Below are 15,817 nucleotides of genomic sequence, written 5' to 3' on the forward strand. Positions count from 1 at the left end.
GAGATAGGCCGTGGCAGAATCAATGAATTTGTTCTCAATAGACGACAATGACGAACATATTGAAGACAATCAAGAGCTATTTATAAAAGGTAAAGTTGCGGCTACTTTCTTTGAAAGTCCCGATAGCTTCTTTAAGGTGCTATTGGTAAAAATTTCTGAAACAAATATTTCAGATTGGCATGAAGATGAAATTGTAATTACTGGTAATTTTGCGGATATCGCTGAAGAAAGCGAATATCAATTTTATGGTGAATTAGTCGACCATCCCAAGTATGGAAAGCAATTCAAATCAGATAACTATCAGAGCACTGTTCCAACTTCAAAAGAGGGACTAGTGGAATACTTATCTGGTGACAATTTTCCGGGAGTTGGTAAGCAAACCGCAAAAAGAATGGTGGATGCTTTGGGCACCAATCTAATTTCAGACGTGTTGGAGAACAACTCATTATTGGATCGAGCTGGATTATCCGACAAACAAAAATCAACTGTGCTAGAAACATTAAACAAGAACAATGGGATGGAACAGGTGATTATTGGATTAAACAGTTATGGGTTCGGAAGCAGTCTATCTTCTGCAATCTATAACAAGTACAAGGGTGACACCTTAAAGATAATCCAGGAAAACCCATACAAGTTGGTTGAAGATATCGACGGTGTTGGTTTTAAAAAGGCCGACGATATTGCCAAACAAATGGGGATGTCTGCAAACAATCCTGGAAGAATTCGTGCGGGGCTAATTTCAGCCCTTAAGACGCTTTCTTTACGTAATGGGGATACTTACACTCAAACTGGTCCAATCCTCGAAGAAACGCTAAAATTATTGAATAACGGTAATGCTGAACCAGTTAGTGGTGAAGACTTATCCGCTCAATTTTTAGAGCTAGCAAAGAACCAAAAGATTGTTGGTGAAGAAGACCGTGTTTACTTAAAGGAATTATATGATGATGAATGGCGCATTGCCGAACACATCAGTCGAATTATCAAGAATCCGGTCGTTAAGAAATTTGATGACGAGACAATTGATAAGAAGATTCGTTTAATCGAAAAGAAACTAAATATTAGCTATGACGAATCACAAACCAATGCGTTAAAACAAGCCATCAAGTCACAAATGTTCCTATTAACTGGTGGTCCCGGAACTGGGAAGACCACTATCATCAAGGGAATCATTTACTTGTACGCTTATTTAAATGACTTATCCTTGGATATTAACAAGTACAAGGAACGTGAATTTCCAATTCTTTTAGCAGCACCAACCGGTCGAGCTGCGAAGAGAATGCAGGAAACCACAGGAATTCCCGCCAGTACTATTCACCGTTTACTTGGATTAAACGGTTATGAAGATAGTGATGAAGGTACCCAAGACATCGAGGGTGGCTTGTTAATCGTTGATGAAATGTCGATGGTTGATACCTTCTTATTCAGAGCGTTAGTACGCGCTATTCCAAACCAAATGAAGGTTGTCTTTGTTGGTGATAAGGATCAATTGCCATCAGTTGGACCAGGTCAGGTCTTCACTGATTTATTGAATTCAAAGAGAATTGATAGCATGCAATTGACCACCATTTACCGTCAAGATAGCAACTCAACCATCATTCCGTTAGCTCACAGTATTCAACAAGGAAAACTACCTGATGACTTTAATGATAAGCAATCAGACCGTAGCTTTATTCCATGTAACGCTAACCAAATGAGTTCTGTGATTGAACAAATTGTAAAGCGCGCTAAACAAAAGGGATTCAGTGCAACAGACATTCAGGTCTTATCACCAATGTATCGTGGTAACGCAGGAGTTAATCATTTAAACGAAGTTATTCAACAAATCATGAATCCTAACAACACCGATAACCAGGTCGAATATCGTGGCATTCATTACCGTTTGGGCGACAAGATTTTACAACTGGTAAATAGTCCAGAGGATAATGTTTTCAATGGTGATATTGGTCAAATTATTGATATTGAAAAGGGTAGTAAGCAAAGCCAAGATAAGATTACGGTCGCCTTTGATCAAAGTGAAGTAACTTATCAACGTAAAGATTGGATTCAAATCACATTGGCCTACTGTACAACCATCCATAAGGCTCAAGGTAGCGAATTTAAGATGGTCATCTTGCCAATTGTTCCTCAATTTACCAAGATGTTGAAGAAGAACTTGTTGTACACAGCGATTACCCGTGCCAGTGATACCTTGATTATGATTGGGGATTACAATTCATTCCTATCATGTGCTCAAAGTGAATCTGACAACAGAAATACTAGTTTGATGCAACGCATTCAATCATTGTTGGATGGTGAAGTCAAACCAGTGACAACATCTGTCAACGACCAAAGCAGCATCGTTAAAGAAGTTGCTGAAGAAAAGAAGGCAGAAACACCTGTTGATAATAAACCGGTGGAAGCACCTAAAGATGATGCAGTTTCAGATACTACGCAAAACAATGTGGCAACTGATGAAGATGAGGAATCACCTTTTGACGAGGCAACATTCGATGATAAACCAAAATCATATCGCTTAACTAAGGACATGATTTTATTGAATCAGGTTGATCCGATGATTGGGATGCACGGAATCAAACCATAATTGTTATATCAATTTATAGTTTTTGTGGTAAAATTTAAGCATTAAAAGAACTCGAGAGGAGCACTTTCATGGTGGAGTCAATGGATAATAAAAATATGAAAATCTTTTCCTTAAGTTCTAACAGACCGTTAGCAGAAAAGATTGCCCAAACTTGTGGACTTAAGCTTGGTGAAGCAACAATTAATCGTTTTAGTGATGGCGAAATTCAAATCAAAATTGATGAAAGTATCCGTGGGGATGCCGTATACATCATTCAATCACTAAGTGAACCAATTAACGCGAATATCATGGAATTATTCATCATGATTGATGCTGTTAGAAGAACTAGTGCAAAATCTATTAATGTGATTATTCCATATTATGGTTATGCTAGACACTCTGCTAAGAAGCGTGAAAGAAAGGCAATCATTGCCAAGTTAATCGCACGTGTATTAGAAAGAGCTGGAATTGACCGTGTGTTAACTCTTGATTTACATGCCGCTCAAATCCAAGGTTTCTTCAACAAACCAGTTGATAATCTAAAGGCTGATAAGTTAATGGCTAAGCACATGTTAGAAAACTACGATTTAGATAACGCCGTTGTCGTTTCACCGGATCATGGTGGAGTGGGAAGAGCCAGAGGTTTTGCAGGATTAATCGATGCACCAATTGCAATTATTGATAACAGAGATCCTGAAAATGATGCGCACATTCCAACATTCATCATTGGTGATGTTAAGGACAAGGTGGCCATTGTGGCTGATGACATGATTGATACTGCTTCACGTGCGGTAAAAGCAGCAAACGTTTTAGCCAAGAATGGTGCTTCAGCAGTATACCTTGTTACTACACACGGTATCTTTGCTGGGGATGCAATTAAACGTATCGAAGAATCACCAATCAAAAAGGTGATTGTATCCGATTCAGTTTACATCAGTGACGAAAAGAAAATTGATAAATTAGACATCGTGTCTGTAGCAGATTTAATGGGTAAGGCAATTTTACGTATTCATAACAATAAATCTGTTGGTAAATTATTTAGATAGAAAGTTCACCCGTGATTGGGTGGGCTTTTTTGTTTACTTGTTTTCTTGCTTTGAAGGACAATAATATTTAAAATATAGATGTAGTATTATGAAAATTGAGGTGTTTAAAATGTATAAAGCTTCAGATGAACGATACGATAATATGAAAATCAGAAGAGCCGGAAACTCCGGTTTACAATTACCCGCATTATCATTTGGAATGTGGCATAGCTTCGGTGACGACGCCAACTTTAAGGACAGTCGCGAAGTAATGCTAAATGCTTTTGATAAAGGAATCTTTAGTTATGATTTAGCAAATAACTACGGACCTGGTTCAGGAGCAGCTGAAAGAATGTTTGGTCAAGTCTACAAGAATGACTTGAAGCCATATCGTGATGAACTAGTGATTACTACTAAGGCTGGTTACCACATGTGGCCTGGACCATACGGTTCATTCTCAGCTAGAAAGACTTTGATTGCCGCATTGGACAGATCACTAGAAAGAATGGGTCTAGACTACGTAGATATTTACTACAGTCACCGTTTTGACCCAAACACTAGTCTAGAAGAAACTGCCGAAGCATTGGACAGTACTGTTAGATCTGGTAAAGCGTTATATGTTGGTATCTCTAACTACAATGGTGAACAAACCCGCGAAATCATTAAGTACTTCAAGGAATTACACACACCATTCGTTGTTAACCAAGCATCATACAACATGTTAAACCGTTCTGCTGAAACAGACGGCACTATCGATGCGTTAAAAGAAAATAACGACGGTTTAGTTGCTTACGGTCCATTGGCTGAAGGAATCCTAACTGACAAGTATCTAAATGGATTACCTGATGACTTGAAACTTCACTTTACTAACAGTTTCATGATGGAAAACAAGGATGAAGTTGTAAACCGTTTAAACCAATTAAATGAATTGGCTAAGAACAGAGACCAAACACTAGCTCAAATGAGTTTAGCTTGGTTATTACACGACCCAGTGGTAACAAGTGTTGTTACTGGTGCATCTGATCCTAAGCATTTAGATTCAAACCTAAAGGCTTTAGATAACCTAGACTTCACCGAAGATGAATTAACACGTATCAACGAAATTTTGAAAAAATAAATTAAAAAAAGAGGAGCAGTCGTAAAAGACTGCTCCTTTTTTATATGACAAACATGGTTTAAATGCGTTATAATAGTAAATTGTTTTCAATCGTTTAAAAAAGGAGAGATAGAATGAAGGATTCCGCTAAAAAACTGAATTTAACGGAACTAATTGGTTTAGTTATTGGTTCAATCATTGGTGGAGGAATCTTCAACCTTATGCACGACATGGCATCACAAGCTGGTGTTGGGTCAGTGATAGTTGGTTGGATTATCACAGCCATTGGGATGCTTTGTTTAGCATTCACATTTCAAAATTTAACTAACAAACGACCAGATTTACAAGCTGGAATTTACAGTTTCGCAGATGCTGGATTTGGTCACTATATCGGTTTTAACTCTGCATGGGGATACTGGTTATCAGTTTGGTTAGGAAACATTAGTTACGCAACTCTATTGATGAGTTCACTAACTTACTTCTTCCCAATCTTTGATAACGGCCATAATTTAGTATCATTTATTGCTGCTACCATTATTCTATGGGGTGGCCACTTCCTTGTGTTAAGGGGAATTCATTCAGCATCATTTATTAACACAATTATTACTATTATCAAGTTGATTCCAATCTTCTTGTTTATCATTATTATGATTACTGCATTCAAACTAAATGTATTTACTAGCGACTTCTGGTTAATGCATGGTAAACCATTTAACTTCTCAGATATGTTGGGACAAGTTAAGAGTACAATGCTAGTTACTGTCTTCGTATTCTCAGGTATCGAAGGGGCGGTAATCTTCTCAGGATACGCTAAGAAACGAAAAGACATTGGTAGAGCAACAGTTCTTGGAATTGTTGCCGTAACCATGATTTACATGTTGGTAACATTACTTTCATTTGGTGTTATGCACCAAGCTCAATTATCACAATTGGGTCAACCAGCCATGGCAGATTTATTACAACACGTCATGGGTAAGTGGGGTGCCATCATCGTAAACATTGGATTAATCATTGCCGTATTGGGTGCATGGTTATCATGGACAATGTTTGCTGCGGAAGTTCCATACGAAGCTGCAAAGGTTGGATCATTTCCAAAATTCTTTGCTAAGGAAAACAAGAACGGAACCCCAGTTAATTCACTAATCTTTACTAACGTATTGGTTGAATTATTCATGGTTTCATTCTTCCTAGCATCAAGTGCTTACAACTTGTTCCTATCAATTTCAAGTTCAGCTGTATTAATTCCTTATGCGTTTTCAGCATTATACCAAGTTAAGTATTCTTACCTTGATAAGGGTGCTAGCGACCGTAGACGTAATTTAATTCTTGGAATTATCGCCAGTGCATATTCCATTTGGTTGATTTATGCGGCTGGATTAAACTACATTCTATTGACCACCATCTTGTTTGCAGCAGGGCTACCAGCTTATTGCTACCTACAAAAGGTTGATAATAAAAAAGATCGTATTTTTACCAAACTAGAAAGATTATTAGCGATTGCATTGGTTATTTTAGCCATCATCGCTATTTACGAACTAGTTACTGGTGGAATTACCATATAAAAAAAGAGTGATTAATATCACTCTTTTTTTAGTATATAAATGGATATTTTGTTTTACGGTATTCGATATCGTAAAAGCGGCTTCCCAATGTTTCACCATCGGCATGAGCGTATTCCAAAGATGGAATTTCAACATGAATGTTATCGCTTCTAATTCTAAAAGCAGACTTAACTTTTAATTCACGTTTGAATAACACACGCATGATTACGTAGCATAGTTGGAAAATGTTTTTTCTAGTTAAGACTAGTAATTCAATGTCATTATCATTGTCATGATTTAAAGCAGTCACCATGAATGCCTTTTTAATCTTATGTTTTTCACCGTTAGCCTTAATATCTACAGGGAATGTGCTTAAGTTGTAGATAGTAGGGAAGATTGAAAGGTAGTATTCGATTCTGGTCTTTAAGTTGATCTTATGTGAAATGAAATTGTTTTTTAGATTGAAGACGTTGGCATCTAAACCAATTCCCAAATTGTTTAAGAAGATACCACGTTGTTTTTTAATGTGTTCATCGAACAAACCAATTTCATGATTTTCAACATGATGATTTTTGATTTGTTCAATGAAGTTATTATTCATGTTATGTTGTTGCTTCATGTGGGTGTAGAAGTTATTGTTAGCTCCGGTTGGAATAATCAATACGGGTACGTTTGGAATTGATTCATTCTTTGATTGAGCAGCATGAATGCCTTCGATGGTTTCATGAACTGTTCCATCTCCACCAATCACAATAATGGCCTTAGGTAATGAGTCACTTCTAAATGATGTAACTAAATAATGCGAAATAATGGATACGCAGTGAAGAGGGCGTCTAGTAATTTTTAGACGGTACTTAATATCGTTTGCGTCTAATTGCTTTTTAATTTCGGGCCATTGATGTTTAGCTCTTCTTTTATTAGCCACTGGATTGAAGATGACTAAATAATCAGTGTTCAACTTAAATACTCCTTTCTATGTAAAAATAAAAACGAATTCAATTAAGAATTCGTTTTTAATAAGCATCAATTTGAAATTATTTTTTATTCATAATTAACATTGGTAAAATCAAAGGATGTCTTTCGGTCTTATTATATAAGAATTCTTGTAAATCATCGATGATAGCGTTTCTGATGCTTGATTCGTTGGCATTCTTGTTACGCATAGCACGACGAATAGTTCTAAATACTAATCGTCTTCCTTCGTCTAGTAATTGACCAGACTCTCTCATATATACGAAACCTCTGGATAGTAAGTCAGGACCAGATTGAATTTCTTGATCTTTTAGGTTAATTGTAGCGACTACCACAACTAGTCCTTCTTCAGATAATAGTTGACGGTCACGTAAAACAACGTTTCCGATATCACCAATTCCGTTACCATCAATGTAAACATCTCCGGCAGCGAAGTGACCAGCAATTCTAGCTGAATCCTTAGTTAGTGCTAAGACATCACCATTCTTCATAATGAAACTGTTTTCCATTGGAACACCACATTGTTCCGCTAGTTCAGTATGAATTTTTAACATTCTGAATTCACCGTGAATAGGCATGAAGTATTTTGGTTTCATTAAACTAAGCATAAGCTTTTGTTCTTCTTGTCCACCGTGACCAGATGTATGGATCTTGTTAATCTTACCATGAATAACTTTAGCACCAGCTTCTTCCAATTCGTTGATAACACGGTTAACACTAACCTTGTTACCAGGAATTGGGTTACTTGAGAATACTACAGTATCATTTGGTTGGATTGCGATTTGTCTATGAGTACCATTAGCAATTCTGGAAAGGGCAGCCATAGTTTCACCTTGAGAACCTGTACATAAGATAAGGGTCTTTTCGGCTGGAAGAGATTGTAATTCTGAAGCGTCAACGAATGTACCATCAGGAACGTTTAAGTATCCTAATTCTTGTCCATTAACAATTGCAGCTTCCATACTTCTTCCGAAAACAGCAATCTTTCTACCATGTCTTAGAGCAGCGTCACAAGCTGTCTTAATTCTTGAAATATTTGATGCGAAAGTCGCAAAGATGATTCTTCCAGTTTCTTCATCAAAGATGTGTTCAACTGCAGAACCAATCCAACTTTCTGACTTAGTCCAAACAGGTCGTTCAGCGTTTGTGCTATCCGACATTAGACATAGGACACCTTCGCGTCCCAATCTTGCCATTTCTTGTAAATCAGGCGGCTGTCTCGTAACAGGGGTCAAATCAAACTTGTAATCCCCGGTTTCGACAATCACTCCAGAAGGGGTATGAACCGCGATTCCCAAAGTGTCAGGAATTGAGTGGGTTGTACGGAAGAATGAAACTTTTGTCTTGTTAAACTTTAAGACGGTTTGTGGATTAATTTCATGAATTTCAGTACTTCTCAATAATCCATGTTCTTCTAACTTGTTCTTGATTAATGCTGACGCCAATGGACCAGCGTAAATGGGAACATTTAAATCGCGGATTAGGTATGGAACACCACCGATATGATCTTCATGTCCGTGGGTGATAACTAATGCTTTGATTTTGTCCTTGTTTTTTACTAGGTATTGATAATCAGGGATAACGTAGTCGACCCCTAATAAATCATCCTCTGGGAATTTAATCCCTGCATCGATTAAGATGATTTCATCTTGAAATTGAACACCGTAAGTGTTTTTTCCAATTTCACCAAGTCCACCAACGCCATAAATAGCTGTTTCGTTATTTTTGACGTTTAGTTTGTTCATAATTATTTAAACTCCGTAATTTTAAAATCTGGGCTCTTTTGTTCGTAAGCCAAGTGATTACCTTCAAGAGGTTCAATAAATTCAATGTTGTGATCAGTGTTCTTGTCAACAAGTTCTCTTGCTTCAACTTCTGTATCACAGTCTAGATAAAGTGATTTTGTGAATTCTCTCTTAGGATTAGCCTTAGTATCTTCTTGGTATAAAACTTTAAATATCATAAAAATTAAAATCTCCTTCTATGTTTTTTTTACCGATCGATTGTGTAATACACATCTAATTGTTTTTAATTTTATCATATTAATAATGATAAGTATAGTAACCAATAATTTGATAAAATGATAGAATAAAATCAGATAATATTTACAAGGAGGCGATGATTTTGCCACTTTTTGTAGAAATTGTAATTGGCTTTATTGTCGCTGTTATAGCGTACAATTTGATCCATTATTTCTTCATTACACGACCAATTGACAAAGGTCACAATCAAACATTAAAAATATTAAATGGATTAGTTAATAACCTCTTAGAAAAGGGAAAAAATGAAATTATAGAAGTTCATGATTTGTCCAATATTTGGGGAAGAAACATCTACGCGTTCGAATATGTGATTTCTAAGTGCCAAACTGACGAATTAAACGATGAACTAATCAATCAAATTAAAGAATCAATTAACGAAGCAAATCAATCGAAAAGGTTTAACCATGAAGTGGTGTTAACCGATTCGTTTGTGAGGGACAATCAAGTCCACGTCGATTTAGCATACCTATTAAATGCAGCGACGTATGAGTACGTGTTAGATATGCGCCAATTAAATAAGGTAAATTAAAAGACCTAACAGAATGTTAGGTCTTTTTTGATTATTCGATGAACAAGTCATTGTCCACTTTTGAGAATGGGTTTTCTTTATCAACGTGATCGTAGAATAGAGTTCCGTGTAAGTGATCAATTTCGTGTTGGCAAACAATCGCAGGATAGTTTTTAAGTCTAACTGTGTGTTCAGTACCTTCAACGTCTTGATACTTAAGGGTAATTCTAGCAGCACGGTGAATGAAGCCGGGGACGTCTTCGTCAACTGATAGACAGCCTTCACCTTCAGTGATAGCACATCTTTGAACTGAGCTTGATAGGATGACAGGGTTGATAATGACATCCTTAAAGATTGGTTCGCCTTCACCTTCAAAGTCGTTTGGCACTAGTACAGCAGCCATCATTTCTGATACACCAACTTGAGGTGCAGCTAGACCAACTCCAGCTCTTAATTTATATTTGGCACAAAGTTCAGGATCTTGACTTACTTCAAGATATTCCATCATGTCTTCAGCTAATTTTTTATCTTCCGCGCTAAGTGGGAATTTAACTTGTTTAGCTTGTTGTCTTAATACTTTATTTCCATCGCGAACGATGTCTTTCATTAGTATCACTTAAATGACCTCCCAAAAAGTTTATTATTGTATTATAACATAATAACGGAAATTATATGATACTAATATGATACATAAGAGTTGCTTATTTTTAGAAAATGGTATAATTACAGATACTAAATTAAACGGAGGCTCATTATGAAAACTAATTTGGTAGTTGATGGAGAGCAGCGAAGAATTGAATCACTAATCGAATTCATGATTTTAGTGGATTATCCAGTTAACCTAACTATCGCAAATTTAAAGATGAATGATTTTATCAATCAACTTCAATCCAATTTGCTATGTGAACATTTTGAAGTCAAATTAGCGGATGACAAAATGGATTATCATGACTTTTACGGGTACATGTACCTATATGATTTTCCAAAGGAAACAGTTGAAGAAAAAAGCGAAGTTACTTCATTCTTATCACCTTACTTAGATCACTTTAGAAAGTCACTAAATCAAGTTATTAAGGAAGGGTTTAGCGGAAAGATTATTGTTAATGGTTTTCATGATGAAGTCTTCGCATACTTTGCAACCAAGTTTTCCGGTAAAGAAAATAACAAGGTTGTATCAACAGGGATGCTAGCAAAGACATTACTATTAAAACACGCACTACGTCGTTACTTTGATATCAGTTTATCCGATATTAACGTCAGTGTATTAGGTAGTGAATCCAAGAACTTAATCTCATGGAGTCGCGCATACATTGGTCAATCACCAATTTTGGCCTACCTAGCCAACCCTAACAATATGTTTAGCACTGAAATCTTCACCAAAGCAGAAGAAATCATCAATAAATCTGACACACCTTGTGACGAAGTAATCCAGGCAAAGGCAATTGGAGTGATCTTGGATGCCTTTTACATGGGTAACTCGTGTTTAGCAAGTGTAGGACATGTTAGTCAAATAGATGGTAAAATAGCAGTGACCAGTGAACCAATCATGTTGAGCCAAACCGGATTGGTTCCAACTGTAGAATTAGTATTATCTGACAAAGAAAAACAAGCTTTCGATGATGCCAAACAATACACTAATGAAATAATTGATGAAATTTTAGAAAGTAAGTAGGAATGATTATGAATAACTATTCTTATCCAATTTTTCCTGATTGGTCCAAAGAAGAATTAATGGACATGATGGCCTTATATAATGCTGTAGAAAGTGCATACGAAGACGCCAATGGTGTTAATGCTGAAAAGGTAGTCAAGCTATACAACCGTTTTAGAGAGATTAATCCTGCTAAGATGGAACAAAAGCAAATTGACCGTGATTTTCAAAGCATCTCCGATTACAGCATTTATAGAACCTTTCAAGCAGCCACTAAGGCTAAGACTAAAAACATAAGAATGTAATTTGTTTTAAGGAAGATATGTATGAATGATTTATGGTTAAAAAAAGCAGACGAGGCAATTCAGTCTTGGTTTAAAGAAATTCGTGAATTTACCGTTAGTTCACTTAATCAGATTCATGATGTTTCCACTAAGTCTAGTCGAACTGATTTAGTTACCGATGTCGATAAATCAAACGAACAGTTCTTTATCAAAAAGATTAGGGAATTTGATCCAGAGGCTCACATTTTAGGTGAAGAGGGCTTTGGGGATGATGTTACCAATCTAGATGGCCACGTATGGATAGTTGATCCAATTGATGGAACAATGAACTTTGTAAAGCAACATAATCATTTTGCGATAATGTTATCTTTATACATCGATGGTAAAGAAGAGCTCGGCTATATTTTAGACGTTATGAATGACAAACTTTATCACAATTGGGATGGTAAAGTTTATGAAAATGATACCCAAATTAATCCACCAGGAGATATTTCTTTATCAGAAGGATTAATGGGATTGAGTGGACCTTTATTAATAAATAATGAGAAAAACATGCAAGCAATCTCTAAAGCCAGTGAAGGTGCCAGAATATATGGTAGTGCCGGCATCCAGATTATTGCCGTCTTAAAGGGCGAACTAGTGGGATATATTTCTACTTTAAAGCCATGGGACATAGCAGCTGGAAAAGTGCTTTGTGATACGCTTGGTATTAAGGTGTCTGATATTGACGGAAATATAATTGATGTGGTATCATCAGACATTGTATTGGTAGCGACGAAGATTGCACAAAAGGACATACTTAATATTGTTAAGTACGGTTCTGACTGTGACTGATGTCACAGTTTTTTTATGCAAATTTAATTATTTAATGTAATAAACTTGGTCCGAGTTGCTAAGTATTAAAGAAACAAATATTTATGCTTCGAAGGGAAGGAAACTAATAATGAAGACAAGAGACGATATTAGAAATATTGCTATTATTGCCCACGTTGACCACGGTAAGACAACTTTGGTTAACGAATTACTAAAGCAATCAGATACTTTAGACGAACACGTTCAAATTGATGATCGTGCCATGGATACTAACGATATTGAAAAGGAACGTGGTATCACAATCCTTTCAAAGAATACTGCCGTTAGATACCAAGACAAACAAATTAACATCTTGGATACACCAGGACATGCTGACTTCGGTGGAGAAGTTGAACGTATCATGCGAATGGTTGATGGTGTTCTACTAGTTGTTGATGCTTTTGAAGGAACTATGCCACAAACTCGTTTCGTTTTAAAGAAAGCTTTAGACCAACACCTAACTCCAGTTGTTGTTATTAACAAGGTTGACCGTCCAGGTTCACGTCCTAGTGAAGTAGTTGATGAAGTATTAGACCTATTCATCGAATTAGGTGCTGATGATGAACAACTAGACTTCCCTGTTATCTACACTTCAGCTATGAACGGTACTTCAAGTTACGATGAAGACCTATCAACTCAAGAACACACTATGAAGCCTGTATTTGACACTATCATCAAGGCTATTCCTGCTCCTATCGACAACTCAGACGAACCATTACAATTCCAAGTTGCTATGCTTGATTATGATGACTTCGTTGGTCGTATCGGTATTGGTCGTGTATTTAGAGGTACTATCAAGGTTGGGGATAACGTTACTGTTATGAAGCTTGATGGTTCAACTCAAAACTTCCGTGTTACAAAGCTTATGGGATTCTTTGGTCTAAAGAAATTAGATATCACAGAAGCTAAAGCTGGTGACTTAATCGCCGTTTCAGGTATGGAAGAAATCAACGTTGGTGAATCTGTTGTAGATCCATCAAACCAAGAAGCTCTACCAATCCTAAGAATTGACGAACCAACTCTACAAATGACTTTCGGTACAAACACTTCACCATTTGCTGGTAAAGAAGGTAAGTTTGTTACTGCTCGTCAACTACAAGACCGTCTAGAAAGAGAATTACACACTGATGTTTCTCTACGTGTTGAAGAAACTGACCAACCAGGTTCATGGACTGTATCTGGTCGTGGTGAACTTCACTTATCAATCTTAATTGAAAACTTAAGACGTGAAGGTTACGAACTACAAGTTTCTCGTCCACAAGTTATTATTAGAGAAGTGGATGGTCAACAATGTGAACCATTCGAATCAGTTCAAATCGATACTCCTGACGAATACTCAGGTACTATCATCCAAACATTATCTGAAAGAAAAGGTAACATGCAAAACATGGAAAGTGTTGGAAACGGCCAAACTCGTTTGACATTCCTTGCACCTTCTCGTGGTTTAATCGGTTACTCAACTGAATTCCTATCAATCACTCGTGGTTACGGTATCATGAACCACACATTCGATAGTTACCAACCAGTTATCAAGAACTGGAACCCAGGTAGAAGAAACGGTGCCTTAGTTTCAATTAACGAAGGTAAGACTACTACTTACGCTACTATGGGTATCGAAGACCGTGGTACTATCTTCGTAGATCCAGGTACTGAAGTATACGAAGGTATGATCGTTGGTAAGAACAGTCGTGACAACGATATCTCAGTTAACATCACTAAGGGTAAGCAAATGACTAACGTTCGTGCTTCTGCTAAGGATGAAACTGCTAAGATTAAGGAGCCACAACACTTAACTCTAGAAGAATCACTAGAATTCTTGAACGAAGATGAACTTTGTGAAGTAACTCCAGAAAACGTTCGTCTAAGAAAAGAAATTCTAAACACTAACGAACGTGAAAAGCAAGCTAAGCGCAAGCGTCACAACAGCTAATACTTTAGCGTTTAATAAAAAGGATGGACATTTTGTCCATCCTTTTTTGTTGTCTTTAAAATACTAAAGCAAATAGTGTAGATATGCTATAATGTTAGTTATATTAAAAGGTTACGTTGGAGATGTAAAAATATGATACGCAAAATCGCCGAGTATTGGCACAAGTGGCATATATCAGAGCACTGGAAAAGAATGAAATTTAATATTAATGCAATGGACTACTACATATTCGTTCCATTTCTACTACTATCTGTAATTGGAATAATTATGGTCTATTCAGCAAGTTCAAACGTTGCAACGCAAATTGGTGGGACACCTACTGGATACTTAATCAAACAAAGTATGTTTGTGGTAGTCAGTTTAGTGATTATTCTGATTTGTTTGGCGGGGAATAATCAATTCGTCAGAAAAGCTAAGTTTTTAGGAATCTTCTTTGTCGTATTGTTTATTGCCTTGATCTTGTTAAAGGCATTTGGACATTCAGTTAACGGTTCTGCCGGATGGATTCCAATCGGTCCTTTACATGTGCAACCAGCCGAAGTTGCCAAGGTATATATTATCTTGAGAATGGCTCAATTTTTATCTTCTCGAGAAGAAGGAATCATTAACGGTGAAAAATCAAGAACACATGTCCAAGTTTTTTCGATTTTTGTTATGTTGTTCTTAGTTTTTATCCAGCCCGACTTGGGTGGTACCGTTATTAACTTAGCAATTATGTTTGCAATCCTATTTGGATCCGGAGTTAATTGGCGAGGTGCAACATTACTTACATCTGCTGGATTATTATTCGGATGGATATCACTAAAAATCTTATCCTTTGTATTTAAAGACGGAACAAGTATTTACCAAATCCAACGTATCACCGCTTACAGTAATCCGTTTAAATACGCCAACGGAATTGGACAACAATTGGTTAATTCTTACTACGCATTAAGTAATGGTGGAATCTTTGGTGTTGGTTTAGGAAACAGTATTCAAAAGACTGGGTACCTACCTGAACCAAATACCGACTTTATCATGGCGATTATCGCCGAAGAATTAGGACTAATTGGGGTATTGTTCATCCTATTCCTATTACTTACAATTATTGTTAGAGCATTCCAACTAGGTATTCGTTCCAACGATACATACGATACTTTAATTTGTTATGGTGTTGGAACATACATGTTAGTTCAAGCATACTTCAACGTCGGTGGGGTAATTGGTTTACTACCAATCACCGGGGTTACTTTCCCATTCATTAGTTATGGGGGATCTAGTATGTTAACCTTAGCATTGTGTATTGGAATGATTTTGGTAATTAGTGCAAAACAAAAAACTCAAAAAACTAGAAGAATCCGTTATTAAAGTGGAGGG

Annotated in this window: 14 protein-coding genes; 10 read left to right on the plus strand and 4 right to left on the minus strand. The window is 36.7% G+C overall.

What is annotated here, in order from left to right; genetic code table 11:
* The first annotated feature begins 22 nt into the window (after positions 1-22).
* The 4 genes from recD2 (at position 23) to arcD (ending at position 6,243) form a co-directional block, all read left to right on the plus strand.
* Complete coding sequence (gene recD2 / locus ACOMA7_RS00310; RefSeq protein WP_421391653.1) at positions 23-2,581, plus strand: SF1B family DNA helicase RecD2; 2,559 nt, start codon at positions 23-25, stop codon at positions 2,579-2,581.
* Between the two features lie 68 nt (positions 2,582-2,649).
* A complete protein-coding gene (locus ACOMA7_RS00315; RefSeq protein WP_053791866.1) occupies positions 2,650-3,606 on the plus strand; it encodes a ribose-phosphate diphosphokinase in 957 nt (318 codons plus the stop codon).
* A 109-nt stretch (positions 3,607-3,715) separates the two neighbouring features.
* Positions 3,716-4,702, plus strand: a complete 987-nt coding sequence (locus ACOMA7_RS00320; protein WP_054608255.1) for an aldo/keto reductase — start codon at positions 3,716-3,718, stop codon at positions 4,700-4,702.
* 113 nt (positions 4,703-4,815) lie between these two features.
* Entirely contained in the window at positions 4,816-6,243 is a 1,428-nt protein-coding gene (gene arcD / locus ACOMA7_RS00325; RefSeq protein WP_421391277.1) for an arginine-ornithine antiporter, read from the plus strand.
* A gap of 28 nt (positions 6,244-6,271) precedes the next feature.
* On the opposite strand, the gene ACOMA7_RS00330 is transcribed toward arcD, so the two are convergent.
* From ACOMA7_RS00330 to ACOMA7_RS00340, 3 genes are all read right to left on the minus strand, one after another.
* Positions 6,272-7,180: a diacylglycerol/lipid kinase family protein gene (locus ACOMA7_RS00330; protein ID WP_054608253.1), complete on the minus strand. Its 909-nt coding sequence runs from the start codon at positions 7,178-7,180 to the stop codon at positions 6,272-6,274.
* Between the two features lie 76 nt (positions 7,181-7,256).
* Positions 7,257-8,939: a ribonuclease J1 gene (rnjA, locus tag ACOMA7_RS00335; RefSeq protein WP_034531767.1), complete on the minus strand. Its 1,683-nt coding sequence runs from the start codon at positions 8,937-8,939 to the stop codon at positions 7,257-7,259.
* A 2-nt stretch (positions 8,940-8,941) separates the two neighbouring features.
* On the minus strand, positions 8,942-9,157 hold the full coding sequence (locus ACOMA7_RS00340) for a DNA-directed RNA polymerase subunit epsilon (RefSeq protein WP_054606700.1): 216 nt from the start codon (positions 9,155-9,157) through the stop codon (positions 8,942-8,944).
* 344 nt (positions 9,158-9,501) lie between these two features.
* Between ACOMA7_RS00340 and ACOMA7_RS00345 the strand changes: the two genes are divergently transcribed.
* Positions 9,502-9,765 carry a hypothetical protein gene (locus ACOMA7_RS00345; RefSeq protein ID WP_301945531.1) on the plus strand — a complete coding sequence of 88 codons (264 nt, stop codon included), beginning with the start codon at positions 9,502-9,504 and terminating at the stop codon, positions 9,763-9,765.
* 31 nt (positions 9,766-9,796) lie between these two features.
* On the opposite strand, the gene def is transcribed toward ACOMA7_RS00345, so the two are convergent.
* A complete protein-coding gene (gene def / locus ACOMA7_RS00350; RefSeq protein ID WP_034531763.1) occupies positions 9,797-10,360 on the minus strand; it encodes a peptide deformylase in 564 nt (187 codons plus the stop codon).
* Between the two features lie 138 nt (positions 10,361-10,498).
* Between def and ACOMA7_RS00355 the strand changes: the two genes are divergently transcribed.
* From ACOMA7_RS00355 to ACOMA7_RS00375, 5 genes are all read left to right on the plus strand, one after another.
* On the plus strand, positions 10,499-11,416 hold the full coding sequence (locus tag ACOMA7_RS00355; protein WP_421391282.1) for a Rossmann-fold NAD(P)-binding domain-containing protein: 918 nt from the start codon (positions 10,499-10,501) through the stop codon (positions 11,414-11,416).
* A gap of 8 nt (positions 11,417-11,424) precedes the next feature.
* Complete coding sequence (locus ACOMA7_RS00360) at positions 11,425-11,700, plus strand: UPF0223 family protein (RefSeq protein ID WP_187291661.1); 276 nt, start codon at positions 11,425-11,427, stop codon at positions 11,698-11,700.
* Between the two features lie 21 nt (positions 11,701-11,721).
* Positions 11,722-12,513, plus strand: a complete 792-nt coding sequence (locus ACOMA7_RS00365; RefSeq protein WP_421391285.1) for an inositol monophosphatase family protein — start codon at positions 11,722-11,724, stop codon at positions 12,511-12,513.
* Positions 12,514-12,622: 109 nt separating this feature from the next.
* Positions 12,623-14,461, plus strand: coding sequence for a translational GTPase TypA (gene typA / locus ACOMA7_RS00370; protein ID WP_053792810.1), 1,839 nt, complete (start codon positions 12,623-12,625; stop codon positions 14,459-14,461).
* A gap of 192 nt (positions 14,462-14,653) precedes the next feature.
* Positions 14,654-15,808: an FtsW/RodA/SpoVE family cell cycle protein gene (locus tag ACOMA7_RS00375; RefSeq protein WP_053791860.1), complete on the plus strand. Its 1,155-nt coding sequence runs from the start codon at positions 14,654-14,656 to the stop codon at positions 15,806-15,808.
* Positions 15,809-15,817 lie beyond the last annotated feature (9 nt).

The organism is Apilactobacillus intestinapis (assembly GCF_049166695.1).
In the GTDB taxonomy this organism is placed as follows: domain Bacteria; phylum Bacillota; class Bacilli; order Lactobacillales; family Lactobacillaceae; genus Apilactobacillus; species Apilactobacillus kunkeei_C.